Source organism: Nocardia macrotermitis, assembly GCF_009604405.1.
Classification (GTDB): domain Bacteria; phylum Actinomycetota; class Actinomycetes; order Mycobacteriales; family Mycobacteriaceae; genus Nocardia; species Nocardia macrotermitis.
In genome coordinates, this window is record NZ_WEGK01000004.1 from 277,201 (window position 1) to 300,740 (window position 23,540).

A 23,540-nucleotide genomic window follows, 5' to 3' on the forward strand; every position below is an offset into this window, starting at 1 on the left:
CGATTACCCGCACGACTCACAGAGTTGTAAGTCTATTGAAGAATTACGTTTTCATAAATATTCAGCAACCATATGGCATGCACCGCGGATATTCGCCGGTCCGAATGGGCCACCGCGCGGCCGGGCCGCCACCGCGCTGTGACAACCGCGCGCCGCCCGCACCCGAGATGCCACCCGCACCCGTTCCAGCGGCGCGTTTGCGTCACCACGCCGGATACCCATTGACATGGGCCGATGACGCTGGTGCGATGGAACAAGTTTTCGGGGGGTGGCCCGATGCACGGGTATCAGGGGGCCCATCCCACACGAAGTCCGGCGCCGACGCCACCGGTGCGTCGACCACCGGACCAGGGATGGTTCGGACAGTATCGAAAGGCTGTGCCGCAGATGAGGACAACGTTGCGTGCTCGAATCGCGCTGCTGGGCATCGCGTTGGCGGGGGTGCTGGCGATCGTGGCCACACCGGCCGCCGCCGCGCCGATCCGGATCGACACGTCATCGATCCCGGCGGGCACGGTGATCGAGCCCGCGCTGGACTGCACGCCCGGCCCGGGCCATCCGCACCCCGTGGTCGTCCTCCCCGGAGCCGACGGCACCACCGATCACACTGCGGCGCAATGGAATCCGATGCTCACCGCGTTGCGCGCCGACGGCGGCTGCGCGTTCCTGTTCCAGGGCGGCATCATCAAGGGCCAGCGCTGGGCCGGTGATGTGCCCAGCGAGGCGCGGCAGGTCGCCGATTTCGTCACCAGGGTCCGCGCGGCCACCGGCGCGGACAAGGTCGACATCGTCGCGCATTCGGCGGGCGCCTTCGTCACCCAGTACTACCTGAAGGTGCTGCACGGCGCGCCTTTCGTGCGCGACGCGGTACTGCTCGCGCCCGAATCACGCGGCTGCGACGGCACCGGCCTGCTCACCCAGTACGGCATCACGAATCCGCCGATGACACCGGTCCAGGCGGCCGAGGTCGCACCATATCTGGTGTCCGCGTTGACGATCATGTTCCCGGGCATGGCCCCGGCCATGCAGATGTCGCCCACCTCCGAGGTGTACAAGGCGGTCTTCGACAGCCCGGTCACCCAACCCGGCGTGCACTATTCGGTCCTGGCCACCCGCAACGACCACATCGCCACCCCCGCGGTCACCTGCTCGCTGCTCACGGAGCCCGGCGTGGTGAATGTCGTGTACGAGGACCGTTTTCCGACATCACCCGCGGTCGATCACTCCACACTGCGATCGAGCCCCGCCACCACGGCCTGGGTGATCGAACAGTTGCACTCGTAGCGTGGACCCCCCACGAATTCACGAACCTCCGCCGGTGCCGCACCTTCCCCGGGAGCGGCACCGGCGAAGCATTCGGTGACCCCACTCGCGCCCCGCGAGCACACCCGGACCACCGCAACAACCAGCCTACGCGCGCACCGCAACTCGTGGCCCCTGTCCGGCACCGCCACTCAACTGCCGAAACACCGAACCAGCCATGCCCTTCCGCACGGACTCCAAGATCGTCTCGGGCGGCACCGCCTCGAACCGCGTCCCGCACAGGCACTCTCACCCACGTCGTGGTCGGCCGTATCCGGAACGTCGCACCCGGCCCATCAGACATCCGAGCGGGATATCCGGTCCGCAGCCCTTGACTTCAAGCGCTTCAAGTCTGCTTTCCTGCATATATGCCATTCACGATCCAGGACGCCGCCCGGCGCAGTGGTCTGAGCGAACCGACCCTGCGCTACTACGAACAGGTCGGGCTGATCGGCCCGATCGACCGCGATCCCAGCAGCGGGCATCGCCGGTATCACGAGGAAGACCTCGACAACCTGCAGATCCTGTCCTGTCTGCGCGCGGTCGGCCTGGGCATCGCGGAAATGCGCGTCTATCAGGCGAACCGCGCCCGCGGCCGGGCCGCGGCCGGTGAGCAGCGCGATCTGCTGCTGCGCCACGCCGAACGGGTCGAGGCCGAGATCGTGGCACTGCGCGTCCACCTCGAATACCTGAATGCCAAGGCCGCGCTGTGGGATGCCCGCGCGCAAGACGACGACGTCGCGGAGGCGGCGGCGAACGAACGGGTGCAGGCGATGTACCCCCGACTGGAAGCAATGGTCCTGAAATGAATCGAGTACTGGTGACCGGCGGAACCGGTTATCTGGGCACCCAACTGATCGCCGCGCTGCTGCGCGAGGGTCGCGCGGTCCGCACCACCGTGCGTTCGCTGGACAGCGAGGCCCTGGTGCGCGAGGCCGTCCGCCGGGGCGGCGCCGACGACGGCGATCTCGAAATCGTCGCCGCCGAACTGACCACGGACGACGGCTGGAAGGCGGCGGTCGCGGAATGCGAGGAGGTGCACCACACCGCGACGCCGATGATCCTGTCCGAGGACCCGGACGCTGTGCTCGTCCCGGCCCGTGACGGCACCCTGCGGATATTGCGGGCCGCACGCGATTCGGGTGCCCGCCGCGTCGTGCTGACCTCCTCGTTCGCCGCGATCGGCTACACGCCCAAACCCGGCGCGGAATACACCGAACAGGATTGGACCGATCCCGATACGCCCGGTCTGGCCCTCTACCCGCGATCCAAGGCGATCGCCGAGCGCGCCGCGTGGGACTTCGCCGAACGCGAGGGCGGCGACACCGAATTGGTCACGGTCAACCCGACTTTCATCCTCGGCCCGACCCTGCTCACCCAGATCCGCTCGTCCCTGGGCCTGACCAAGGCGATGCTCGACGGAACGATGACCGCCGCACCACGCCAACGTTTCGGCGTCGCCGACGTCCGCGATGTCGCCGATCTGCACATCCGCGCGATGGCCGCCCCCGAGGCCGCGGGCAAACGCTATCTGGCCCTGGCCGACGGCCCGACGATCAGTTTCCTGGACATGGCACAAATCCTGAGCAAGCATCTCGGCCCCCTGGCCGCCCGGGTGCCGACCGAGGAAGTCCCCGGCGTCGAACCACCGAACCTGATCATCCACAACGACCGGGCGAAGGCCGAACTCGGCTGGTCACCCCGCCCGGCGGAGACCACGATCGTGCAGACCGCCGAAAGCCTGCGTGACCTGGGCCTACTCGACCACGGATAGCCCTACGCCCGGCACCGCAGCCAGCCCATCCACAGGCCGGTGCCGTAGGCGAGGTCGTCGAGTCGCTTGCACAGCAGATACCGCACGGGATCCAGGCCGCCGGAGTCCCGATGGGTGAACCAGTCGGCGAGCCCGTCGGCGGCGGCCATGGTCAGGGCGAAGCGCCGCAGCCGCGCGGAGAACACCATGGCCACCAGGGTCACCGGCCAATAGTCACGACACATCGCCGATACGATGCGCCACACCCCACCGGAGTAGCCGCGCGCCAGGGCCAGCGCGGCGACTCTGGTCGGATGATCGAGTTCGGCGAAGACCCGGCGCAACCGGACCAGCGCGGCGGCGAGGGTCAGCACCGCGCCCAGCACGCTGATCCGCGAGGCGATCCCGAGCAGCACCGTCGCGACGACCGCCCACAGCGGCACCGAACGCGGCGCGGCGGTCCCGGGATGCCGACGTGCCAGCGGGGCGACGCCCGTACCGTGGGATACCTTGCGCGCGAACCACTTTCCGAACGAGACCGGATGATCGCAGGCGACGTGCGCGGCCGGTTCGTACCGCAGCCGCCACCCGCCCCGCTCCAACCGGCGACACAGATCGATCTCGACCGCGGAGAACATCTCCTCGTCGAATCCGCCCTCGGCCAGCACCGCGCGCCGCCGCACCAGCAGCGCCGCCCCCGGCACATAGGACACCGCGCCCCGCGAACTCACCTCGGCCTCGCGCCGCCCCCGATCCAGCGACGAACGCGCCTGCTCGTAGCGGCCCAGTACGGTGGCGGCCGGTTCCCGCGTGACGATGCGCGGCGCGACCAGCGCCACCTCGGGATCGCTGAAATGTCCGAGCATCACCTCCAGCCAGCCGGCCCGGGGCACCACGTTCGAATCCAGGAATGCGACGAATTCGGTTGTGGCCGCACGCAATCCGGAGTTCCGCGCGGCGGCGGGGCCCTGGCGGCGATCGTGCCGCAGCACCGTCACCCGGCAGCGGCCGCCGGTGCGCGGGATGGCCACCGGCTTGTCCGAACCGTCGTCCACGATCACCACGCTGTGCCCGCGCAGGGTGCGCAGCAGCCGCCCGAGACCATCGGTGTCGTTGTGCAGCGGCACCACCACGGTCACCTCCTCCGGACGCGGCAGCAGACGCGGTCGCGGATTGCCGATCCCGGCGTCGAGCAGCCGTCTGGCAACCACTGCGGACCGGGGATCGGTCACCTCGAGGTACCCGTCGCCGATCAGGGCCGCGGCATCCGGCGCGAGTCGCAGCAACCTCGTCGGCGAATCGCCGACCAGGAACCTCCCACCGGAATACGCACGCACCCTGGGATCGATCCGCACCCCGAACCCGTCGGGCAGTCGCTCATGGCGCATTCCGGAAATGTTATGCGCTGACAGCCGTTCCGGTGCACGGTGTCGAGAAAAACGGATCGCATTCCGCGCGAATACCCCGGCGCGGCCGCGCCGACCGCCGCCCCGCGGCCACACCGCCGATCTAGATCAATGGCTATCGAACCGCAAACAATCCCGTCGGCGCGCCGGATCACAGTGCCGCATCGATCAGTTCACGGCTGGCTAATGCAATTGTGCGCCCGCACGAATGTGCCCGACCGGTGAGTGACACACATCCGGACCTCTGCCGAGCCACGCGCTCTAGACTTCGGAGAGAAAGCACGGTGAACAGCTACACGACGGGTACGCCGCCGATTATCACGGCCGGAAGCGGCAGCGGCAGGCGATCACGCACGCCCGAGTATGAGCAGACCACCGGCACAGTCTCGAGGTGCTATGGGAGTCGGACGGATGCAGACCAGCGGGGGCCGTAATACCGGAGGCGCCGCCAATCAGACGCTGTCGGAATCGGAGATCGTGGCGGCGGCATTGCGCGTCGTACGGCAGGACGGCGTGGAGAAGTTGTCGATGCGGCGGTTGTCCCGCGAACTCGGCGTCTCTCCGATGGCCCCCTACTACTACGTCGCCGACAAGAGCGAACTGCTCGATCTGGTGGCGACGGCCGCATTGACCGGCGTGCGCAAACCCGATCGCGATTCGGGCCCGTGGCAGCAGCGGCTACGCGAACTCGTCGATCAGATCGATGAGAAATTGCGTAAACATCCCGGCCTCGGCGACGTGCTCATCGAACAGATGCTGGGCAAACAGCTGGATCTGATCGGCGCTGTGATGGAAATCCTGTCCGATGCCGGATTCGACGACCGCAATGTGCTCTCGGCCTATGCGACGATCCATACGTATCTGTTCGGGCGCAGCCGGGTCAACCCGCGCGACCGCGGTGGCCTGGCCGATGCGACTCTGCCCGATGCGATGGCCCGCGCGGTCAAGCACATGGGTGACCTACGCGGCCGATACTCCTACGACTTCGGTATGGACGTGCTGATCTCCGGACTGGAAGCCCAGCTTGTCCGCCGACAGGAGGGCTGCGTATCATGAAACTAGAACACGTTCTAGTTTGATCTCTTCGCGTGAACGCCCGGCCCGAGAGGACGTTATGACCACCGCCGACCCTCGACCCGACCCCGCAGCACCGCACAGCTCACGCTCGGTGCTGCTGCGGGTATCCGAGGTCATCACCGAGACGGCCGATGCCTGCTCGCTGGTCTTCGAGGTGCCCGCGGACCTGCGTGAGCGGTTCGAATACCAGCCCGGTCAATTCCTCACCCTGCGCATCCCCAGCGAGCTGACCGGTTCGGTGGCGCGCTGCTACTCGCTGGCCAGTTCGCCGCACACCAACGACGCGCCCAAGGTCACCGTCAAGCGCACGCCCGAGGGGTACGCGTCGAACTGGGTGTGCGACAACGTCCGCGCCGGGGACACCATCGAGGTGCTGCCGCCGTCGGGCGTGTTCACCCCGAAGGATCTGGACGAGGACCTGCTGCTGTTCGGCGCGGGCAGCGGCATCACGCCGATCATGTCGATCCTGAAGTCGGCGCTGGCCGGCGGCAGCGGCCGGATCACGCTGATCTACGCGAACCGGGACGGCGATTCGGTCATCTTCGCCGAGGAACTGCGCGAACTCGCCGACAAGCATCCGCAGCGACTGGTGATCGTGCACTGGCTCGAAACCCTCCAGGGCCTGCCGAACGTGGAGAAGCTGGCCGCGCTGGCCCGCCCCTTCGCCGAGCACCGCGCGTTCATGTGCGGACCCAAGCCCTTCATGGACGGCGTGCACGACGCACTGGCCCAGCTCGGCGTCCCGCGCAACCGCACCCACGCCGAGGTCTTCAATTCCCTCGCCGGAGACCCGTTCGCGGATGTGGAACCCGAGGAGATCAGCGAGGCGGAGGCCGCCGACGCCGCCACCGTCGACGTGGAACTCGACGGCGAGGTGCACAACCTCCAGTGGCCGCGCAGCCAGACCCTCGTCGACATCATGCTAAGCAAGGGCCTGGACGTCCCCTACTCCTGCCAGGAGGGCGAATGCGGCTCCTGCGCCTGCACCGTGCTCGAGGGCAAGGTCGAGATGGACAACTCCGAGATCCTGGACCCGGAGGACATCGAGGCCGGCTACATCCTGGGCTGCCAGGCCCACCCGGTGACGGACCACCTCAAGATCCAGTTCTGAATCATCGGCATCCACTCCGGCGGTGTTCGCGGCCCGAGGCTCGCCGTTCAGCATTCGAGACTCGGGCTTCGCCTCCGCGCGTCGCGATGCGAACGGCGACCCGGCATCGAAAACCGATGCGCTGCCGGGCAATTCGCTGGAGTGGGCACCGTCGCGGACAGTCACCGCACCGGAACCGACCGCCGGACGCAATGTCGCTCAGGCGGTGATGACCTCGGCGGGCGCGCCCAGGATTCGACCGGCCTCGAAAGCCGATGCGCTGCTGGGCAATTCGCCGAGGCGGGCGCTGTTGTAGACGGTGACCGCGCCGGAGCCGGCGGTCGGGCGGCCGAGGGCGTCGATGCGGCGCAGGGTTTGCACCGCGACGGCCTCGGCGCTGTCGAACAGCCGCACCCCGGGCGGGAGCGCGGCCAGAATCGCATCCATGACCAGCGGATAGTGGGTGCAACCCAGCACGACGCCCTCGGTGCCGGGCGGGGTCAGCGCGGCGGCCTGCGCGATGGCCTCCTCGATACCGGCCCGATCGCCGCGATCGATGGAATCGGCCAGGCCGTGACAGGCCACACCGGTCACCGCGGCGTCACCGCCGAAACGCGCGATCAGATCGGCCTGATAGCGGCTCGCGGTCGTCGCGGCGGTCGCCCACACGGCCACCGTCGCGCACGCCGCGGCCGCGGGTTTGATCGCCGGAACCGTCCCGATCACCGGCACCCCCGGCCCGACCTCGGCACGCACCTGTTCCAGGGCCGAGACGCTCGCGGTGTTGCACGGCAGGACCAGCACCTCCGCACCCAGCTCAAGCGATCGCCGGGCCGCGTTCAGCACCCGCTCCACGAGCCAGGATTCGGGTTTGGGACCCCACGGCGCGCCGTCGGGATCCAGTTGCAGCAGCAGATCGAGATCGGGCCGCAGTCTGCGCAACCACGCGCCGGTGGTCAACAGTCCGAGGCCCGAATCGATCAGCGCGACAATCACACCCGTCACTGTATTCGTGACCTGCGGAACCTCGCGCCGCGCCCTGCTCGTCGGTGGGGCTATCCGACCCGCTCGCCGGGACGGGTGTTCGCGGCGAGTTCGGCGCGCATCTTCATCACCTTGCCCGCCTTACCCGCGCCGACCACGCCCGTGAGCACGCCGTCGGTGAGGTAGTGGGCGAGGAATTTGCGGCCGTCGTCCTCGACGATCCGGATCTCGTCGGCGCCGCGCGTGGAACCGAGCACCTGGATCTTCACCTCGTACTGATCGCTCCACACGTACGGCACCCCGGCCGCGGGCCCCTCGGCGCCCAGCAGCGCGGCGGCCAGCAGCTGGGCCTGTTCGCCGGCGTTGGTCCAGTGCTCCACGCGCCGATGCGCGTCGCCCCTGTGCCAGGCCGCGACATCGCCCAGCGCCCAGACGTGCTCGATCGAGGTGCGGCCCGTCGCGTCGGCCAGCACGCCGCCGCCCACGGACCGATCCGCCAACGGGATACCGGATTCGGTGAGCCAGTCCGTCGCGGGGGCCGAACCGACGCCGATCACCACGAGATCCGCCTCGACGGTCGAACCGTCCGAGAGCCGCGCGCCGCGGACCGCATCCGCTGCCACGACAAGCGATTCCAGGCCGATGCCGCAGCGCAGATCCACGCCCTCGGACCGGTGCAGGCGCGCGACCAACTCGCCGACCTGTTCGCCCAGTGAGGCGGCCAGCGGCGTCGGCTGCGGTTCCACCAGTACGACCTCGACGCCGCGCGAACGGAAACTGGCCGCGAGTTCGCAGCCGATGAAGCCCGCGCCGACGACCAGCGCGCGCGACGCGGTGGACAGTCCGTCGCGCAGGCCGATCGCGTCGTCGTGACTGCGCAGCACGTGCACGCCCGACGCCTCGGGCAGTCCGGGAATTCGCCTGGGGCGCAGGCCCGTCGCGATGATCAGCCGGTCGTAGTCCAGCGCGGTCCCGTCGTCCAGCAGCAGTCGCCGGCCGGCGGTGTCCACACCCGTGGCCGTGACGCCGAGCCGGAGTTCGATGGCGTTCTCGGCGAAGAACTCCGCCGGACGCAGAGTGGTGTCGTCGATATCGCCGCGCACGAACTGCTTGGACAGCGGCGGCCGGTCGTAGGGCAGCCGCGCCTCGTCGCCGACCAGGATCAGCCCGCCCTCGTATCCGGCGCGCCGCAGCTCCTCCGCGGCGCGCAGGCCGGACAGCCCCGCACCGACGATCACGATCGGGCGGCCGGTCATCGGGTCACCCCGGACGCGACGCGGGCAACGGTGATCTCAGCTATCGAAAGGTGCACGGTATCCAACTTATTCTAGAACCTGTTCCAATTTCATCACTGTGACGACCGACACGTCCATACGCACCGGATATTGCGCCCCAATCGTGCCGGGACAGGTATTGATCGGGCGGTCAATCAGAGTTATACCGGAAATTGAACACCAATCACCGCCCTGAGGAGGCAAAACATGTTCACCGAATCCCGTGCGCAGGACTTCGTAGCAGTCGTGCTCGGTGTCTACACTGCGCTGTCGCCGATCTGGGTAGATCACAGTGATCGAGCCATGTGGACGTTGATCGTGCTCGGTGTGCTCATCGCGCTGACCGGTCTGGCACAGATGGCGCGCCCGGCGATGTCCGGTATGGACTACGCCATGGGTGTGCTCGGCGTACTGCTGTTCATCGCCCCGTGGGTCATGAACTACAGCTCCTTCAACGGCGCGTCCTGGACGTCCTGGATCGTGGGCGTACTGACCGTCGTGGTCGCCGTCGCGGCACTTCCGCAAGTCACGGCGCGGATGCATACTGCTCACTGATGCAGATGCCCAAACCCCATCGAGCGGGGCGTCGCCGGAGCAAGAAGGTCGACGGCGACGCCCGCCAGCTCATCCTCGACGCCGCCGAAAGTCTTTTCGCGACACACGGATTCGACGCCACCGCGACCGCGGCGATCGCCGCGACCGCCGGTGTGCCCAAGGGGTTGGTCTTCTACTACTTCCCGACCAAGGATTCGATCCTGTCGGCGCTGATGGCCGAGCGGATTCCGGCCAATCCGATCGATGACATCGATGCGGTGGTGTCGCCGGGGGATCCCGCGCAGAGCCTGATCGCGCTGGATGCCGCGTTGAATCTGCGCGATCATCACTCCTCGGTGCTGCGCGTCATCATGTGGCGCGAGGCCGATACCCATCCCGATGTGCGGAAACAGTTGCGGCGCATGCGCGATCAGCTGCTCGACATCACCGCGCGGGTGCTGGCGGCCAGTGCGCCGGGTCCGGTGCAGCCGGGCACGTTGCGCGCGTGCGCGGGCGCGTGGGTGTCGGCGATGCTGGCCATCGCGACCACCGACCGGCTGCACACCCTGGACGGTCTGAGTCTGCCGACCGCCGAGGAGATCCTGAGCATCTCGCGGGTCGTGGCCGCGGGGATGACGCATCTGGGCTGAAATCCGGGCGCGTATCCCGTTCCCGCACCCGTTGTGTGGGCGTGGCGAAACGGACCGTGAGACGGTGAATTATCCACACCCCCCGAGTTATCCACATTCGTGTCCGGGCGGGCCCGAAAGGGCATGGGCGCACACATGATCGAGGGATGAGAACCCAGCAACCGATCTCGCGCCGCGATGCCCTCGCCACCGGACTGTCGGATGCCGATCTGCGCAGACTGTGCCGGCATGGGCTGTGGCATCGCGTCCGGACCGGCCACTATCTCAGCACCCCGGCCGAGTCGCTCAGCGCCGTCGACCGGCATCGCGCGCTCGTCCGGGCAACGATCGCCGCGACCGCCGATGTCGCGGTGGTGAGCCATGTTTCGGCGTTGGTCGGGCACGAGCTACCCACCTGGCGAATCCGGCTGGACCGCGCCCATCTCACCCGCACCCGCCGCAACGGCGCGCGGATCGGCCGCCTGCTGGTATTGCACGCCGGGCAGCTCGCGGCCGACGAGATCGTCACGGTGGCGGGCATCCGCTACACCAGCGCGGCGCGCACGATCATCGATATCGCCCGCACCGAGGAGTTCGCGCCGGCGGTGGTGGCGGGCGACGCGGCGCTGCACCACGGCGCGGTGACGACCTCGCAGCTGCGCGAACAGGTGCGTCGGGCCCGCGCGCGTCCCGGCTACCGGCAGGCTGCACACGTGCTGACCTTCCTGGACGGCCGCAGTTCGGGCATCGGTGAGTCCCGGCTGCGCGTGGTGATGGCCGCGGCCGAGTTGCCCGCGCCCGAGGTGCAGGCCCGAATACTCAGTCCCGACAACGGTTTCGTGGCCCGCGTCGACTGTCTGCTGCCCGAGTTCGGCGTCGCGATCGATTTCGACCCCGGCCCGGAGATCGGTCCCGACCGGCCCGAGGCGGCGCGGCGCGCGGCGTTCGCCACCGAACTGCGGGAGGACCGGCTGCGCGCCCTGGGCTGGGTCCCGGTCCGGTACACCTGGGACGAGCTCGACGATCCAGCGGAGATCGAGCGCCGGACCGTCGCCGCCATCGATGCCGCCGCACACCTCACCCGCCGCGGGCGGTGGGTTCCCGCGCCCCGGCTCCGATGAATTCACCTGCCCGTATCTTCCCAGCTACCGCGCGAATCGAGTGTGCCTGTGGATAATCCGGCTACCCGCGGGGTCGCATACCACGGATGTGAAGGTAAGAATGGCGTTATGACCGACCCCGATTTCGCCAGTTTCGGAGAACCCAATCGTTCGCGCCCGGACGGGTATCGCCTCACCCATCCGCGCACCGAACCGGCGACGGGATCGCAGCACGCACTCACCGGATTCGATCCGGGCCGAGGCAGTCTGGGTCGTCCGGAGGTCGCCGTCGGGTGGACACCGGCCGATCCCGCGCCGGAATGGGCCACCGGCGCAACGCCTTCGGTCGCGCCCGCACCCGAGCCGCCGGGCGGGGCCGCCGATCGGGCGTACAGCCTGTCGGAGGCACCGCTGTCCGCAGCCGATCCGGTGGCGATCCGGCCCGATTTCGGCACCTCGATAGCCGATTCGCTGGCTACCGGGCGGCAACCCGAAAATTATCCGGGCTCGGGCAGCTTCCAATCCCTTTCCGGGAACACCGGTTCGACATTCTCCGCATTCGACGCACCCGCCGAGCCCGACCCGTTCCGCACGACTCCCCCGCCCGGAATATCGCCGATCGATTCCGCCGCCGATACGCCGTCTCCGACAACCGAATTCAGCGCGACGCCCGCACCGAAACCCGCGAATCCGCCGCTGGACTCGGCCTTTCGCATCGATGCCGAACCTCCCGCGGAATCGCCCGGCCTACCGCGGCGAACCCCCGGCCTGCCGCACCGATTCACCGATGCCGACGAGTCCGACTACGCCTACAGCCAGCCCATCGCGAATCTGCTGGACGCACAATTCGATTCGCCGCTGCCGACCCGCCGCAAATCCGGCGGCACCGGCAGCCTGACCAACGGATCGTCCTACACCACAACCGATTCCGGCCACTTCACAGGCAATTCCCTACTCGCCACCGCCGAACGCGAATCCGCGACAACCACCGACCCGCTGTCCGCCGAATTCGACACCCGCACAAACAATCCGGCTACCACCCCCACACCACTCCCCGAGCGCACCCCCACACCCCCACACCCCGAACGCAATACCCCGGCCGCGCTCCCCGAACGCAATACCCCGGCCGCACTTCCTGAACGCACCGCCCCTGCCGCGCTCCCCGAAGGCAGCGCCCCGACCCCGCTCCTCGAACGCACCGCTCCGGAAACGACCTCCGCGACAACGACACTCGCCCCCGACTCCACGCCCTCCGGCACATCCGCCGACCGCCCGCAACGCGCCCGCACAACATCCGGCCTCACCGCCCCCGACCCCACCGACACGATCGAGGCCCCCACCCCACCGCCTGCCCCGCCACGCAGCAGGATGAGCCGCAAGGCCGCCGAACGCGCCGCCGAAGCCGAAGCCGAGGCCGCCGCGGCAGCTAGGTCCGACACCGAAACCCCCAGCACCACAACAACATCCACCACAACCCCGCTGCGCCGCACCACCCGCACCCCACCCCAGGACGACGTCACCAAGAACATCGACGTCAACCTGATCATGCACCTCCTCCTGGCCAGCCACACCCTCGAGCACATCGCCGACAAGGCCGAAGCAGGCGACGTAACCCTCGAAGAATTCATCCGAGCCGCCCGCCGCACCCGCACCGCCGCCGTAGACCTCGTCTCCACCTGGTTCGGCGGCGCAGACCAGATGCGCCAATTCGCCGAAGCCCTCCTCGCCGCCTCCGACTCCGCCTGACCCACCGCCACACCCAATGTGGTTACAATCAGCCACAACGAAGGGGTGGCGATGGACGTCGAAATACGCGAACTTCGAGATGGCCTGAGCCACCACCTGGCAGAGGTCAGAACCGGTCATATCCTCACCGTTACCGATCATGGAACGCCAATCGCTCGGATAGTCCCGGTCGAGCGACCGACTCGGCTGGAACAGCTACGTGCCGAAGGGCGCGTTCAACCGGCGCGCAGGCCCAAGGAGCCCGCACCCGAACCCGAACCGATCCAGGGCCATGGCTCGGTGACCGAACTGATCGACGAGCAACGCCGTTGAGGGGTTTCAACGCACTTCGATAACCTTCTCACCAGCTTCGACCATCGTGACAACGGTCGGCAGGATCGGAACGACTGCTTCGAGCAGCGCCTTCTTCGAGCAGTTCCGAATTCGGATCCAGACCACGGCAGGTGCTGACGTCTCATCTCGTATACGAGCGATCATCACGAAATCTTCGTCCTTCGTGATGATTACGGCACCACGAAGCGATGCCTCGGCCCATACAGCGTGATCCGACGCAGAGGTCAGATCGATATCACGCACATGGACGGCGTCGTACCCCTCGCTTGTTATCGCTCGCGCCAGCGCCGGAGGCAGCTGAGCGTCGATCAGGAACCTCACGAGGCAGTGCGCAGAATGGGATGATCCGATTCCGCGGCCGCGAAGGACAGGCAGGCGCGAATGTCATCCCGCTCGAGGTACGGGTAGTCCTCGAGAATCGAATCCTCGGTCTCACCGGCAGCCAAGAGCTCGAGCACGTCCCGCACCCTGATCCGCATACCACGAATGCAAGGTCTGCCTCCGAGCTGATTCGGATCGAACGTAATCCTGGTCACCAGGCAAGCATACCGGCCACTCGCCAGCCGAAATCGCCGTCATGCGCTCGGCCACCGGTGACTCGAGTCAGCCCCGGGCCAGGCTTCGCCATGATACTCATCGACCAGGCCACACCGGACCCGGGCCGGACGCGGCGAGGGCGGCCAAGTCGGCCAGAAAGGATTCCGCGTCATCGAAGATCCTGTACCGACCTGCGGCCAGGTCTTCGTCGGCTTCGTGTTCGGCAATCTGATGCCCTGTGGACCAGAACCACGCAGTGTCACATTCCCGAATCACCGCGAATTCGCGCTCATGAGCCATACCCACACAGTGCGGAAATTCCGCTGCTCGGTCAATCGGATAACCGGGCCGAAGCCGTGTGCGACCCGAACATGACGAAGGGCCGCTCCCCCGGAGGGGAACGGCCCTTGTCGTGTTGCTCTAGTGAGCGGTGCTACCGGGAGAAGGTCTTACTTGATGACCTTGGTGACGCGGCCGGCGCCGACGGTGCGGCCACCCTCGCGGATCGCGAAACGCAGGCCCTCTTCCATGGCGACCGGCTGGATCAGCTTGACGCTCATCTCGGTGTTGTCGCCGGGCATGACCATCTCGGTGCCCTCGGGGAGGGTCACGACGCCGGTCACGTCCGTGGTGCGGAAGTAGAACTGCGGGCGGTAGTTGTTGAAGAACGGGGTGTGGCGGCCGCCCTCGTCCTTCGACAGGATGTACGCCTGGCCCTCGAACTCGGTGTGCGGGGTGGTGGTGCCCGGCTTCACGACGACCTGGCCGCGCTCCACGTCCTCGCGCTTGATACCACGAACCAGCAGACCGACGTTGTCGCCCGCCTGGCCCTGGTCCAGCAGCTTGCGGAACATCTCGACACCGGTGACCGTGGTCTTGGTGGTGGTCGGGCGGATGCCGACGATCTCGACTTCCTCGTTCACGTTGATCACGCCGCGCTCGATACGACCGGTGACGACGGTGCCACGACCGGTGATGGTGAACACGTCCTCGATCGGCATCAGGAACGGCTTGTCGGTCTCACGAACCGGGTCCGGGATCGACTCGTCGACCGCGGCCATCAGCTCGAGCACCGACTCGGCCCACTTCGCGTCACCCTCGAGCGCCTTCAGGCCCGAGACGCGAACGACCGGCGCGTCCTCGTCGAACTCCTGCGAGGCCAGCAGCTCGCGGACCTCCATCTCGACGAGCTCGAGGATTTCCTCGTCGTCGACCATGTCCGACTTGTTCAGCGCGACCAGGATGTAGGGCACGCCGACCTGACGGGCGAGCAGCACGTGCTCACGGGTCTGCGGCATCGGGCCGTCGGTGGCGGCCACGACCAGGATCGCGCCGTCCATCTGCGCGGCGCCGGTGATCATGTTCTTGATGTAGTCGGCGTGACCCGGCGCGTCGACGTGCGCGTAGTGCCGCTTCTCGGTCTGGTACTCGACGTGGGAGATGTTGATCGTGATACCACGAGCCTTCTCCTCGGGAGCCTTGTCGATCTGATCGAACGCAAAGCTCTCGTTCAGGTCCGGGTACTTGTCGTGCAGAACCTTGGTGATAGCCGCCGTCAGCGTGGTCTTGCCGTGGTCGACGTGACCGATGGTGCCGATGTTGACGTGCGGCTTCGTCCGCTCGAACTTCGCCTTCGCCACTTTTGGGTCCTCCTGGACTTGTTGGTGCTTGCAGTTGCAGCAGTGCTTGGGATCAATCCCCGCTGGTGCGGAGAATTGGGGGTACTACGGACTCCCGGCTGATGGGGACAAGTGTGCCACCTGCCCCCGATCGGACTATTCGCCGGTCGCCTTGGCGATGATCTCCTTGGACACGTTGGCCGGAACCTCCGCGTACGAGTTGAACACCATCGAGAAGTTCGCCCGGCCCTGGGTCTTGGACCGCAGGTCACCGATGTAGCCGAACATCTCCGAGAGCGGAACCAGCGCCTTGACGACACGGGCACCACTGCGTTCCTCCATGGCCTGGATCTGACCACGGCGGGAGTTGAGGTCGCCGATCACATCGCCCATGTACTCCTCGGGCGTGGTGACCTCGACGGCCATCAGCGGCTCGAGGATCACCGGACCGGCCTTGCGAGCGGCTTCCTTGAACGCCTGCGCACCGGCGATCTTGAACGCCATTTCCGAGGAGTCGACCTCGTGGTACGCGCCGTCGAGCAGGCTCGCCTTCACGTTGACCAGCGGGTAACCGGCGAGGACACCGTACTGCATGGCGTCCTGGATGCCGGCGTCCACCGAGGGGATGTACTCCCTGGGCACGCGGCCACCGGTGACCTTGTTCGCGAACTCGTAGGACGCGCCGTCCTCGCCGACGAACGGCTCGAGGGCGATGATCACGCGGGCGAACTGACCCGAGCCACCCGTCTGCTTCTTGTGGGTGTACTCGTGCTTCTCGACCGGCTTGGTGATGGTCTCACGGTAGGCCACCTGCGGCTTACCGATATTGGCCTCGACCTTGAACTCGCGCTTCATCCGGTCGACGTAGATGTCGAGCTGGAGCTCGCCCATACCGCCGATGACGGTCTGGCCGGTCTCCTGGTCCAGCTCCACGTTGAAGGTGGGGTCCTCTTCCGCGAACTTCTGGATCGCGGTGCCCAGCTTCTCCTGGTCGGCCTTGGTCTTGGGCTCGATGGCGACCTTGATGACCGGGTCCGGGAACGTCATCGACTCGAGCACGATCTGGTTCTGCGGATCGCACAGGGTGTCACCGGTGGTGGTGTCCTTCAGGCCGATGACCGCGTAGATGTGGCCCGCCTGGGCCTCATCGATCGGCTGCTCCTTGTTGGAGTGCATCTGGAACAGCTTGCCCAGACGCTCCTTCTTGCCCTTGGTCGAGTTGATGACCTGGGCGCCGGAGGCGACCTTGCCCGAGTAGACGCGCACGTAGGTCAGCTTGCCGAAGAACGGGTGCGTGGCGACCTTGAACGCCAGCGCCGCGAACGGCTCGTCGACGCTCGCCTCGCGGTGCAGGACCTCGTCCTCCTTGCCGGGGACGATGCCGTCGGTGCCGCCGTCGTCCAGCGGGCTGGGCAGGTAGTCGATGACGGCGTCGAGCATGGGCTGCACGCCCTTGTTCTTGAACGCCGAACCGCACAGCACCGGGTAGAGCTCGGAGTTGACGGTCATCTTGCGGATGGCGCCCTTGATCTCCTCGACCGAGAGCTCCTCGCCGCCGAAGAACTTCTCCAGCAGCGCCTCGTCGGACTCGGCGACGGTCTCGAGCAGCTCCTGGCGGTACTGCTCGGCGCGCTCGGCCAGATCGGCCGGGATCTCGATGGTCTCGTAGGACTCACCGAGCTTGGTCTCGCCCTTCCAGATCTTCGCGTTCATCTCGACCAGGTCGACGATGCCCTCGAAGTCGTTCTCCGCACCGATCGGCAGCTGGATGACCAGCGGCCGCGCGCCCAGGCGATCCTTGATCGTCTGCACGGTGAAGTAGAAGTCCGCGCCCAGCTTGTCCATCTTGTTGACGAAGCAGATGCGCGGGACGTCGTACTTGTCGGCCTGCCGCCACACCTGCTCGGACTGCGGCTCAACGCCCTCTTTGCCGTCGAAGACCGCAACTGCGCCGTCCAGCACGCGCAGCGAGCGCTCCACCTCGACCGTGAAGTCGACGTGTCCGGGCGTATCGATGATGTTGATCTGGTTGTCGTTCCAGAAGCAGGTCGTCGCGGCCGACGTGATCGTGATGCCGCGCTCCTGTTCCTGCGCCATCCAGTCCATCGTGGCCGCGCCGTCGTGGACCTCACCGATCTTGTAGGTGATACCGGTGTAGAAGAGGATACGTTCGGTTGTCGTGGTCTTACCGGCATCGATGTGCGCCATGATGCCGATGTTGCGGACCTTGTTGAGGTCGGTGAGCACGTCCTGTGCCACGGAAATCTTCCCCGCTCTGCTTGTAGCGATCAGCTAGTTGGGATTCGGGAACAACCCGGCGGTGAGCCGGGAGATTCGACTCTGTCGGGGGTTCTGTCTGTACAACGCCGGACGCGGCCGTTGAGTGCCGCGCCCGGCTGCGACCAACCCTCCCGGCACCTTGCGGGGGCCGGGCGGTGGGTCACCAGCGGTAGTGCGCGAAGGCCCGGTTGGACTCGGCCATCTTGTGGGTGTCCTCGCGACGCTTCACCGAAGCGCCGAGGCCGTTGCTGGCGTCGAGGAGTTCGTTGGCCAGGCGCTCGATCATGGTCTTCTCACGACGGGCGCGGGAGTAGCTGACCAGCCAGCGCATCGCGAGGGTGTTGGCGCGGCCCGGACGGACCTCGACCGGCACCTGGTAGGTGGCGCCACCGACACGACGGGGCTTGACCTCGAGGGCGGGCTTGACGTTGTCCAGCGCACGCTTGAGGGTGACGACCGGATCGGTGCCGGTCTTCTCGCGTGCCTGCTCCATCGCGCCGTAGACGATGCGCTCGGCGGTGGACTTCTTGCCGTCCAGCAGGATCTTGTTGACCAGCTGGGTGACCAGCGGGGACCCGTAGACCGGGTCGTTGATCAGCGGACGCTTGGGTGCGGGGCCCTTGCGTGGCATATCAGCTCTTCTCCTTCTTGGCGCCGTAGCGGCTGCGAGCCTGCTTGCGGTTCTTCACACCCTGGGTGTCGAGCGAGCCACGGATGATCTTGTAGCGCACACCGGGAAGGTCCTTCACACGACCGCCGCGGACGAGCACCATCGAGTGCTCCTGCAGGTTGTGGCCCTCACCGGGGATGTACGCCGTGACCTCGACCGCGCTGGTCAGGCGAACACGCGCGACCTTGCGCAGCGCGGAGTTCGGCTTCTTCGGGGTCGTGGTGTACACGCGGGTGCACACGCCACGACGCTGCGGGCTCCCCTTGAGGGCCGCGGTCTTGGTCTTGGAGACCTTGTCGCGACGACCCTTGCGGACCAGCTGGTTGATGGTTGGCATAGACCGGCTTTCCTCGTTAGTTACCAGGTGTCTGGAACTTCATGTGTCTGTTCTTTTCACGTGTCTGTTGTCGAGCCTTCACCCGCTCGCCCGGATCGCGTCACTCGCGTCCCGAGGTCGGGCGTGTCGCGCGCAGATCAGGGCCCGTTTTTCGGGCATGTCTGAACGTTCGGCCGCTTTCGCTGGCTTACGTCCTGCACACAAACTTGCCCGCACGCTCCGGGCACAGCGATCCACGATACTCGTCGGCGCGGCGAGGGGCAAAAACGGGTCCCGTCCGGGACACTCCGACGCAGGTCGGGGTCACCGCGACAGGTTCACCGTCAGCTCGACGAGCTTCTGCGCCGCCACGCACGGATCCCCGTGCCCGCCCGGGTGATAGTTGACCCACCAGCCGACCACGCCGGTGTCCGCGGCGGGGGTCATCACCCCGCACGAATCCGTGTCGTTGGGGCGGCGGATCTGCAGGGAGCGGCGGCCCTGCACGTTCACATTGCTGGAGCTGTAGCCGAGTTTGTCGTTCGTCGCCTTCTCGTTGGTCAGCGATCCCATCTCGTACCAGTTCAACGTGACCATGCCGTCGCCGCTGGGGGTGCCCTCCAGACTCCACATGCAGACCGCGCCGTTGAACGAACCCGTCGCCGCCTGCGCGCCGGTCGTCTTCACGATGTCGTCGTTCTTCACCACATCGCATTCGCGCAGCAGCTTGTCGAACTTCGTGTTGACGCCGGTGCCGCTGCCGGCGGGCTGGGCGGTACCGGGGACGGTCTTGCCGCAACCACCGACCGACACGCCGACGACCAGCGCGAGCGCGGCGACGAGAACGGACCGAGCCTTCATCGAGCTCCTCATTTCAATCGCTGCACGGTCAGCTCGGCGAGCTTGCGGTTCTTCGCGCACGGATCGGCGTTACCCGAGCTGAAAAGGCCGCTGGAGGTGGACCATTCGAAGAAGTCGTCACCGAGTTGCACGGCCAGGTCGCAGATGTCGCCGTTGGCCGTCGCGTCCTGGAAACCGCTGTGCCCGCCGACGTCGATGGTTTCGGGATTGCGGCCCTGCGCGGTCACCCACGCCCGCTCACGACCCAGCGGACTGCCCCGATACGACGCGAAAGTGACACTCGCGCCGCCTATTCCGGACGCCTGCCAGTTGCAGCCGACCGAATTCTTGTACGTCGCCGAGATCTGCCCCAGGCCGCCGATGTCGCGCACCTCGTCATCGGTGACGCCGCCGCACTCGCCGACGAACGGCCCGAGCGCGGCCACCTTCATCGGCGGCCGCACCGACGGGTTGTCGTTGGAGTCGCCCCCCGATCCGCAGGCCGTCAACAGCGCTGCGATCGCAGTCCCCGTGACGATTGCCGACGTCATCCTCCGCATGCGCCGAAGTGTAGTTGTTGATCGCGTCCGGCCGCCGGGTCAGAGGTTGCCGCGGGCTTCCTGCTCCCGTTCGATGGCCTCGAACAGGGCTTTGAAGTTGCCTTTGCCGAAACCGAGGGAGCCGTGGCGTTCGATGAGTTCGAAGAAGACGGTGGGGCGGTCGGTGAGGGGACGGCAGAAGATCTGGAGCAGATAGCCGTCCTCGTCGCGGTCCACCAGGATGCCGCGCGCGTGCAGTTCCTCGACGGGGACGCGGACGTGTCCGATCCGGGCGCGCAGTTCGGGATCGGCGTAGTAGGCGTCGGGGGTGTCGAGGAATTCCACGCCCTCGCGGCGCAGGATGTCGACGGTGCCGAGGATGTCGGCGGTGGCCAGGGCGATGTGCTGGACGCCCGGTCCGCGATAGAACTCCAGGTATTCGTCGATCTGGGATCGCTTGCGGCCCAACGCCGGTTCGTTCAGCGGGAACTTCACCCGGTGGTTGCCGTTGGCGACGACCTTGCTCATCAGCGCCGAATAGTTGGTGGCGATGTCGTCACCGACGAATTCCGCCATGTTCGTGAAGCCCATGACGCGGCGGTAGTAGTCGACCCACCGATCCATCTGTCCCAGTTCGACATTGCCGACCACGTGATCCACCGCCTGGAACAGTCGGCGCGGGGCGTCGGGGCGGGGCACGAAGGTGGATTCGCGGGCCACATAGCCGGGCAGGTACGGGCCCGAGTAGCGGGAGCGGTCGACCAGGGTGTGCCGGGTTTCGCCGTAGGCGGCCAGGGTGGCCGAGCGGACCGTGCCGAATTCGTCAGCGTCGTCGTGGGGTTCGACCAGCACCCGCGCGCCCTGCGAACGCGCCCATGCGACGCAGCGGTCCACATCGGGCGCCTCGAGGGCGATATCGACGACGCCGTCGCCGTGCCGGGCCTGGTGCGCGAGCAGCGGACTGTCCGGATCCACCGCGCCGGTCACCACGAAACGCGCACTGCCACTGCGTAATACGAATCCCTTGTGATCGCGCACGCCGGTCTCCGGACCGCAGTACGCCTCGAGCCGCATCCCGAACGCCGATTGCAGGTAGTGCGCGAACTGGGTGGCGTTGCCGACCACCCAGACCAGCGCGTCCCAGCCGGTCACCGGGAACGGGTCCCGGGCGGCGTCGTGTTCGACCAGGCCGATCAGCTGGGTGTCCGACGGTTCCTCGCGGGTGCCCACCGGGGCGGTTTCGGTAGTCATGCCACCAGGTAATCGCCTGCACGGGCTGCTGGGCAATATCATTGAAATTCGATGGACATGATGGCGAATTGCGCCACCGAAACGGCGTTCGTGCTGGACAATTTGTCTAGAACACCGGATCGACGTGGGAGAGTACCGATGGGCCGCACCGAGACCAGGTTGGACGAGCTGGACCTGGCGATCCTGACCGCCATGCATGAATATCAGAAGGCCGGAATCCTGGAGTTGTCGCGCCGCACCCGGGTCGCGCGCGCGACGGTCCAGTCGCGGATCGCGCGGATGGAGGAGGCGGGGGTGATCGCCTCCTACGATCCCCACATCGATGTCACCGCAGCGGGTTTCGACGTCCAGGCCTTCGTCACCCTGGAGATCGCCCAGGGTGCGCTGGATGCCGTCGCCGCGGATCTCGAGGCCATCGCGGGCGTGCTCGAGGCGTACGCGACCACCGGTTCACAGGACGTGCTGTGCCGCATCGGCGCGGATTCCCACGCCGGACTGCAATCGGTGCTGCTGAGTATCGACCGCAGCGCGGCGGTGGTGCGATCACACAGTGTGATCGTGCTGTCCACGGTCGTGCCCAGCCGGACGCTGCCGCTGCTGCGCACCCTCACACCCACCGGAACCAGCAAGGCCCCGGCGTACCGGCACAGCTGAGCGGTCGGGCGCGGCTCCACTCGTCTCACGGTGCGCCCGAACGACTTCGGGACCGGCGAGAGATCCGCGCACGACCGCTCGGCATCCGCGACCGGCGAGCATGTCCGGACCGGTCACTTCGTGTCGGCCGGAATCAGCGGATCGTGACGACGACCTTGCCCGTGGCGGTCCGATTGTCCAGGGACGCAACGGCATCCGCGGCCCGGTCCAGCGGGTACAGCACCGGCAGCGGCGCGGCGATCTTTCCGGACGCCAGCAGCGGTTCCACCTCGGCCCACTGTTCCTGCAGGTAGCCCGGGTGCGTGGTGACCCACTCGCCCCAGGCCGCACCGACCACCTCGACGTTCTTGAGCAGCAGGCGATTCACCTTCACCGTGGGGATCTCACCCGCGGTGAACCCGACCACCAGCAGCCGACCGCCCGCGGCCAGCGAACGCACACTGTCGGTGAAGCGGTCGCCGCCGACCGGATCCAGCACGATGTCGACCCCGCGACCGCCGGTCAACTCCTTCACCGCGGCCAGCCAGCCGTCGGTGAGCACCACATCGGTGGCCCCGTTGGCCCGCGCCACCTCGGCCTTCTCCGGCGTGCTCACCACCGCGATCACCCGGCCCGCGCCCAGCGCCGCGGCCATCCGCAACGTCGAGGTGCCCACGCCACCGGCCGCGCCGTGCACCAGCACCGACTCGCCCGCCGCCAGCCGACCGCGATTGCGCAGGCAGAAGTGCACGGTCAGATCGTTGAACACGATGCCGGCGCCCGCCTCGAAGGAGATGTTGTCCGGCAGCCGGAACACCATCTGCGTGGGCGTCACCGCGACCTCGGCCAGCGCGTTACCGAGCATCGTCAACGCGATCACCCGATCCCCCGCTTTCACGTGCGCATCCTCCGGCGCGGACCGCACCACACCGGCGACCTCGCCACCCACCACATACGGCATCTGCGGTTTGAGCTGGTACAGCCCCCGGGTCATCAGCACGTCCGGGAAGGCCACACCCGCCGCGTGCACATCGATAACCACACCACCGGCAAACGCCTGCGGCTCCGGAATATCGACGACCTCGATGGCTTCCGGCCCCTCGAGCTTGCTCACCTGGGCTGCACGCATGAATCGACTCCTGTCGTCCGACACCTGTCCGAACAAGTTAACCGGTCTTCGCGGGCGGGTGTCCACGGGAGCATGTCTTGCTACGCTGGTGCCCGCTGAACTCAGGGAGCAAGGGGGAATGTCTTGGCACCGGAAACCACGATGAACGTCGACGTCGGGGCGCTGAAATCCTTTGTGGGAGATCTACGCGACGAGGCCGGGGCGATCACCAAACTCCAGTCCGGTATCGGCGACGCGTCCGACGCACTACCCGGCACGGGCTGGAGCGACATCTGCAACCAGACCAAGACCTCGGTGGACAACGCCCTCGCTCGCATCGGCAAACGGCTGACCACGGTCGCGGACAGCGTCGAAAAGGTCAACAACGCATTGCAGATGACCGATCAGCAGTTCGCCGACGACCTGAAGAAGATCGAGGCGCAGGTATGACACTGACGATCACCGATGTGGAGAAGTGGAATCCGGACAAACTCGGTACCGCCGCCACCGCGATCCACA

General features: G+C 67.1%; 25 protein-coding genes. 12 read left to right on the top strand and 13 right to left on the bottom strand.

Annotated features, from left to right (window positions below; translation table 11 throughout):
* Positions 1-387: 387 nt before the first annotated feature.
* From NRB20_RS11250 to NRB20_RS11260, 3 genes are all read left to right on the top strand, one after another.
* Positions 388-1,284 carry an esterase/lipase family protein gene (locus NRB20_RS11250; RefSeq protein ID WP_227833446.1) on the top strand — a complete coding sequence of 299 codons (897 nt, stop codon included), beginning with the start codon at positions 388-390 and terminating at the stop codon, positions 1,282-1,284.
* A 386-nt stretch (positions 1,285-1,670) separates the two neighbouring features.
* Positions 1,671-2,111, top strand: a complete 441-nt coding sequence (locus NRB20_RS11255) for a MerR family transcriptional regulator (protein ID WP_153410021.1) — start codon at positions 1,671-1,673, stop codon at positions 2,109-2,111.
* On the top strand, positions 2,108-3,076 hold the full coding sequence (locus NRB20_RS11260; protein ID WP_153410022.1) for an NAD-dependent epimerase/dehydratase family protein: 969 nt from the start codon (positions 2,108-2,110) through the stop codon (positions 3,074-3,076). Before NRB20_RS11255 ends, NRB20_RS11260 begins: the two co-directional genes overlap by 4 nt.
* A gap of 2 nt (positions 3,077-3,078) precedes the next feature.
* Here NRB20_RS11260 and mftF read toward each other — a convergent pair whose 3' ends face one another.
* Positions 3,079-4,443 carry a mycofactocin biosynthesis glycosyltransferase MftF gene (mftF, locus tag NRB20_RS11265; protein ID WP_153410023.1) on the bottom strand — a complete coding sequence of 455 codons (1,365 nt, stop codon included), beginning with the start codon at positions 4,441-4,443 and terminating at the stop codon, positions 3,079-3,081.
* A 429-nt stretch (positions 4,444-4,872) separates the two neighbouring features.
* Between mftF and mftR2 the strand changes: the two genes are divergently transcribed.
* Positions 4,873-5,517, top strand: a complete 645-nt coding sequence (mftR2, locus tag NRB20_RS11270) for a mycofactocin system transcriptional regulator MftR2 (RefSeq protein WP_153410024.1) — start codon at positions 4,873-4,875, stop codon at positions 5,515-5,517.
* Between the two features lie 58 nt (positions 5,518-5,575).
* Entirely contained in the window at positions 5,576-6,649 is a 1,074-nt protein-coding gene (locus NRB20_RS11275; protein WP_153410025.1) for a ferredoxin--NADP reductase, read from the top strand.
* A 198-nt stretch (positions 6,650-6,847) separates the two neighbouring features.
* Here NRB20_RS11275 and NRB20_RS11280 read toward each other — a convergent pair whose 3' ends face one another.
* Together NRB20_RS11280 and NRB20_RS11285 are read right to left on the bottom strand one after the other, a co-directional pair.
* Entirely contained in the window at positions 6,848-7,624 is a 777-nt protein-coding gene (locus NRB20_RS11280; protein WP_319944749.1) for a glutamate racemase, read from the bottom strand.
* Between the two features lie 59 nt (positions 7,625-7,683).
* Entirely contained in the window at positions 7,684-8,868 is a 1,185-nt protein-coding gene (locus tag NRB20_RS11285) for an NAD(P)/FAD-dependent oxidoreductase (RefSeq protein ID WP_153410026.1), read from the bottom strand.
* A 225-nt stretch (positions 8,869-9,093) separates the two neighbouring features.
* On the opposite strand from NRB20_RS11285, the gene NRB20_RS11290 reads away from it, so the two are divergent.
* The 5 genes from NRB20_RS11290 (at position 9,094) to NRB20_RS11310 (ending at position 13,207) form a co-directional block, all read left to right on the top strand.
* Positions 9,094-9,441, top strand: coding sequence for an SPW repeat domain-containing protein (locus NRB20_RS11290; protein WP_153410027.1), 348 nt, complete (start codon positions 9,094-9,096; stop codon positions 9,439-9,441).
* Entirely contained in the window at positions 9,441-10,070 is a 630-nt protein-coding gene (locus NRB20_RS11295) for a TetR/AcrR family transcriptional regulator (protein ID WP_153410028.1), read from the top strand. The genes NRB20_RS11290 and NRB20_RS11295 overlap by 1 nt, the downstream gene beginning before the upstream one ends.
* 146 nt (positions 10,071-10,216) lie before the next feature.
* Positions 10,217-11,170 carry a type IV toxin-antitoxin system AbiEi family antitoxin domain-containing protein gene (locus NRB20_RS11300; protein ID WP_153410029.1) on the top strand — a complete coding sequence of 318 codons (954 nt, stop codon included), beginning with the start codon at positions 10,217-10,219 and terminating at the stop codon, positions 11,168-11,170.
* 108 nt (positions 11,171-11,278) lie between these two features.
* Positions 11,279-12,895 carry a hypothetical protein gene (locus NRB20_RS11305; RefSeq protein WP_153410030.1) on the top strand — a complete coding sequence of 539 codons (1,617 nt, stop codon included), beginning with the start codon at positions 11,279-11,281 and terminating at the stop codon, positions 12,893-12,895.
* A 51-nt stretch (positions 12,896-12,946) separates the two neighbouring features.
* Positions 12,947-13,207, top strand: coding sequence for a type II toxin-antitoxin system Phd/YefM family antitoxin (locus NRB20_RS11310; RefSeq protein WP_153410031.1), 261 nt, complete (start codon positions 12,947-12,949; stop codon positions 13,205-13,207).
* Between the two features lie 6 nt (positions 13,208-13,213).
* On the opposite strand, the gene NRB20_RS11315 is transcribed toward NRB20_RS11310, so the two are convergent.
* The 9 genes from NRB20_RS11315 to hppD form a co-directional block, all read right to left on the bottom strand.
* On the bottom strand, positions 13,214-13,549 hold the full coding sequence (locus NRB20_RS11315; RefSeq protein ID WP_319944750.1) for a DUF5615 family PIN-like protein: 336 nt from the start codon (positions 13,547-13,549) through the stop codon (positions 13,214-13,216).
* Positions 13,546-13,764, bottom strand: coding sequence for a DUF433 domain-containing protein (locus NRB20_RS11320; RefSeq protein WP_319944751.1), 219 nt, complete (start codon positions 13,762-13,764; stop codon positions 13,546-13,548). Before NRB20_RS11320 ends, NRB20_RS11315 begins: the two co-directional genes overlap by 4 nt.
* A gap of 450 nt (positions 13,765-14,214) precedes the next feature.
* Positions 14,215-15,405, bottom strand: coding sequence for an elongation factor Tu (tuf, locus tag NRB20_RS11325; protein ID WP_319944752.1), 1,191 nt, complete (start codon positions 15,403-15,405; stop codon positions 14,215-14,217).
* Positions 15,406-15,540: 135 nt separating this feature from the next.
* Positions 15,541-17,643, bottom strand: a complete 2,103-nt coding sequence (gene fusA / locus NRB20_RS11330) for an elongation factor G (RefSeq protein WP_319944753.1) — start codon at positions 17,641-17,643, stop codon at positions 15,541-15,543.
* A gap of 181 nt (positions 17,644-17,824) precedes the next feature.
* Positions 17,825-18,295: a 30S ribosomal protein S7 gene (gene rpsG / locus NRB20_RS11335; protein WP_153410035.1), complete on the bottom strand. Its 471-nt coding sequence runs from the start codon at positions 18,293-18,295 to the stop codon at positions 17,825-17,827.
* Between the two features lies 1 nt (position 18,296).
* Positions 18,297-18,671 carry a 30S ribosomal protein S12 gene (rpsL, locus tag NRB20_RS11340; RefSeq protein WP_019049359.1) on the bottom strand — a complete coding sequence of 125 codons (375 nt, stop codon included), beginning with the start codon at positions 18,669-18,671 and terminating at the stop codon, positions 18,297-18,299.
* A 303-nt stretch (positions 18,672-18,974) separates the two neighbouring features.
* Positions 18,975-19,511 carry a DUF3558 domain-containing protein gene (locus NRB20_RS11345; RefSeq protein WP_153410036.1) on the bottom strand — a complete coding sequence of 179 codons (537 nt, stop codon included), beginning with the start codon at positions 19,509-19,511 and terminating at the stop codon, positions 18,975-18,977.
* An 8-nt stretch (positions 19,512-19,519) separates the two neighbouring features.
* Positions 19,520-20,050 carry a DUF3558 domain-containing protein gene (locus NRB20_RS11350; RefSeq protein ID WP_153410037.1) on the bottom strand — a complete coding sequence of 177 codons (531 nt, stop codon included), beginning with the start codon at positions 20,048-20,050 and terminating at the stop codon, positions 19,520-19,522.
* Positions 20,051-20,089: 39 nt separating this feature from the next.
* Positions 20,090-21,280, bottom strand: coding sequence for a 4-hydroxyphenylpyruvate dioxygenase (gene hppD, locus NRB20_RS11355; protein WP_153410038.1), 1,191 nt, complete (start codon positions 21,278-21,280; stop codon positions 20,090-20,092).
* Between the two features lie 138 nt (positions 21,281-21,418).
* Between hppD and NRB20_RS11360 the strand changes: the two genes are divergently transcribed.
* Positions 21,419-21,934: an Lrp/AsnC family transcriptional regulator gene (locus tag NRB20_RS11360; RefSeq protein ID WP_040818930.1), complete on the top strand. Its 516-nt coding sequence runs from the start codon at positions 21,419-21,421 to the stop codon at positions 21,932-21,934.
* A 133-nt stretch (positions 21,935-22,067) separates the two neighbouring features.
* On the opposite strand, the gene NRB20_RS11365 is transcribed toward NRB20_RS11360, so the two are convergent.
* Positions 22,068-23,042 carry an NADPH:quinone oxidoreductase family protein gene (locus tag NRB20_RS11365; protein WP_153410039.1) on the bottom strand — a complete coding sequence of 325 codons (975 nt, stop codon included), beginning with the start codon at positions 23,040-23,042 and terminating at the stop codon, positions 22,068-22,070.
* Between the two features lie 141 nt (positions 23,043-23,183).
* Here NRB20_RS11365 and NRB20_RS11370 point away from each other — a divergent pair, with 141 nt between their 5' ends.
* Positions 23,184-23,471, top strand: coding sequence for a hypothetical protein (locus tag NRB20_RS11370; protein WP_153410040.1), 288 nt, complete (start codon positions 23,184-23,186; stop codon positions 23,469-23,471).
* The last annotated feature ends 69 nt before the right edge of the window (positions 23,472-23,540 follow it).

Coding starts and splice junctions, on each gene's coding strand:
- rpsL (WP_019049359.1), bottom strand. CDS start 18,671: ATGCCAACCATCAACCAGCTGGTCCGCAAGGGTCGTCGCGACAAGGTC.
- NRB20_RS11350 (WP_153410037.1), bottom strand. CDS start 20,050: ATGCGGAGGATGACGTCGGCAATCGTCACGGGGACTGCGATCGCAGCG.
- NRB20_RS11285 (WP_153410026.1), bottom strand. CDS start 8,868: ATGACCGGCCGCCCGATCGTGATCGTCGGTGCGGGGCTGTCCGGCCTG.
- NRB20_RS11365 (WP_153410039.1), bottom strand. CDS start 23,042: ATGCGTGCAGCCCAGGTGAGCAAGCTCGAGGGGCCGGAAGCCATCGAG.
- rpsG (WP_153410035.1), bottom strand. CDS start 18,295: ATGCCACGCAAGGGCCCCGCACCCAAGCGTCCGCTGATCAACGACCCG.
- NRB20_RS11345 (WP_153410036.1), bottom strand. CDS start 19,511: ATGAAGGCTCGGTCCGTTCTCGTCGCCGCGCTCGCGCTGGTCGTCGGC.
- NRB20_RS11370 (WP_153410040.1), top strand. CDS start 23,184: ATGAACGTCGACGTCGGGGCGCTGAAATCCTTTGTGGGAGATCTACGC.
- NRB20_RS11260 (WP_153410022.1), top strand. CDS start 2,108: ATGAATCGAGTACTGGTGACCGGCGGAACCGGTTATCTGGGCACCCAA.
- NRB20_RS11295 (WP_153410028.1), top strand. CDS start 9,441: ATGCAGATGCCCAAACCCCATCGAGCGGGGCGTCGCCGGAGCAAGAAG.
- NRB20_RS11275 (WP_153410025.1), top strand. CDS start 5,576: ATGACCACCGCCGACCCTCGACCCGACCCCGCAGCACCGCACAGCTCA.
- mftR2 (WP_153410024.1), top strand. CDS start 4,873: ATGCAGACCAGCGGGGGCCGTAATACCGGAGGCGCCGCCAATCAGACG.
- mftF (WP_153410023.1), bottom strand. CDS start 4,443: ATGCGCCATGAGCGACTGCCCGACGGGTTCGGGGTGCGGATCGATCCC.
- NRB20_RS11310 (WP_153410031.1), top strand. CDS start 12,947: ATGGACGTCGAAATACGCGAACTTCGAGATGGCCTGAGCCACCACCTG.
- NRB20_RS11305 (WP_153410030.1), top strand. CDS start 11,279: ATGACCGACCCCGATTTCGCCAGTTTCGGAGAACCCAATCGTTCGCGC.
- NRB20_RS11360 (WP_040818930.1), top strand. CDS start 21,419: ATGGGCCGCACCGAGACCAGGTTGGACGAGCTGGACCTGGCGATCCTG.
- NRB20_RS11250 (WP_227833446.1), top strand. CDS start 388: ATGAGGACAACGTTGCGTGCTCGAATCGCGCTGCTGGGCATCGCGTTG.
- NRB20_RS11290 (WP_153410027.1), top strand. CDS start 9,094: ATGTTCACCGAATCCCGTGCGCAGGACTTCGTAGCAGTCGTGCTCGGT.
- hppD (WP_153410038.1), bottom strand. CDS start 21,280: ATGACTACCGAAACCGCCCCGGTGGGCACCCGCGAGGAACCGTCGGAC.
- NRB20_RS11255 (WP_153410021.1), top strand. CDS start 1,671: ATGCCATTCACGATCCAGGACGCCGCCCGGCGCAGTGGTCTGAGCGAA.
- NRB20_RS11300 (WP_153410029.1), top strand. CDS start 10,217: ATGAGAACCCAGCAACCGATCTCGCGCCGCGATGCCCTCGCCACCGGA.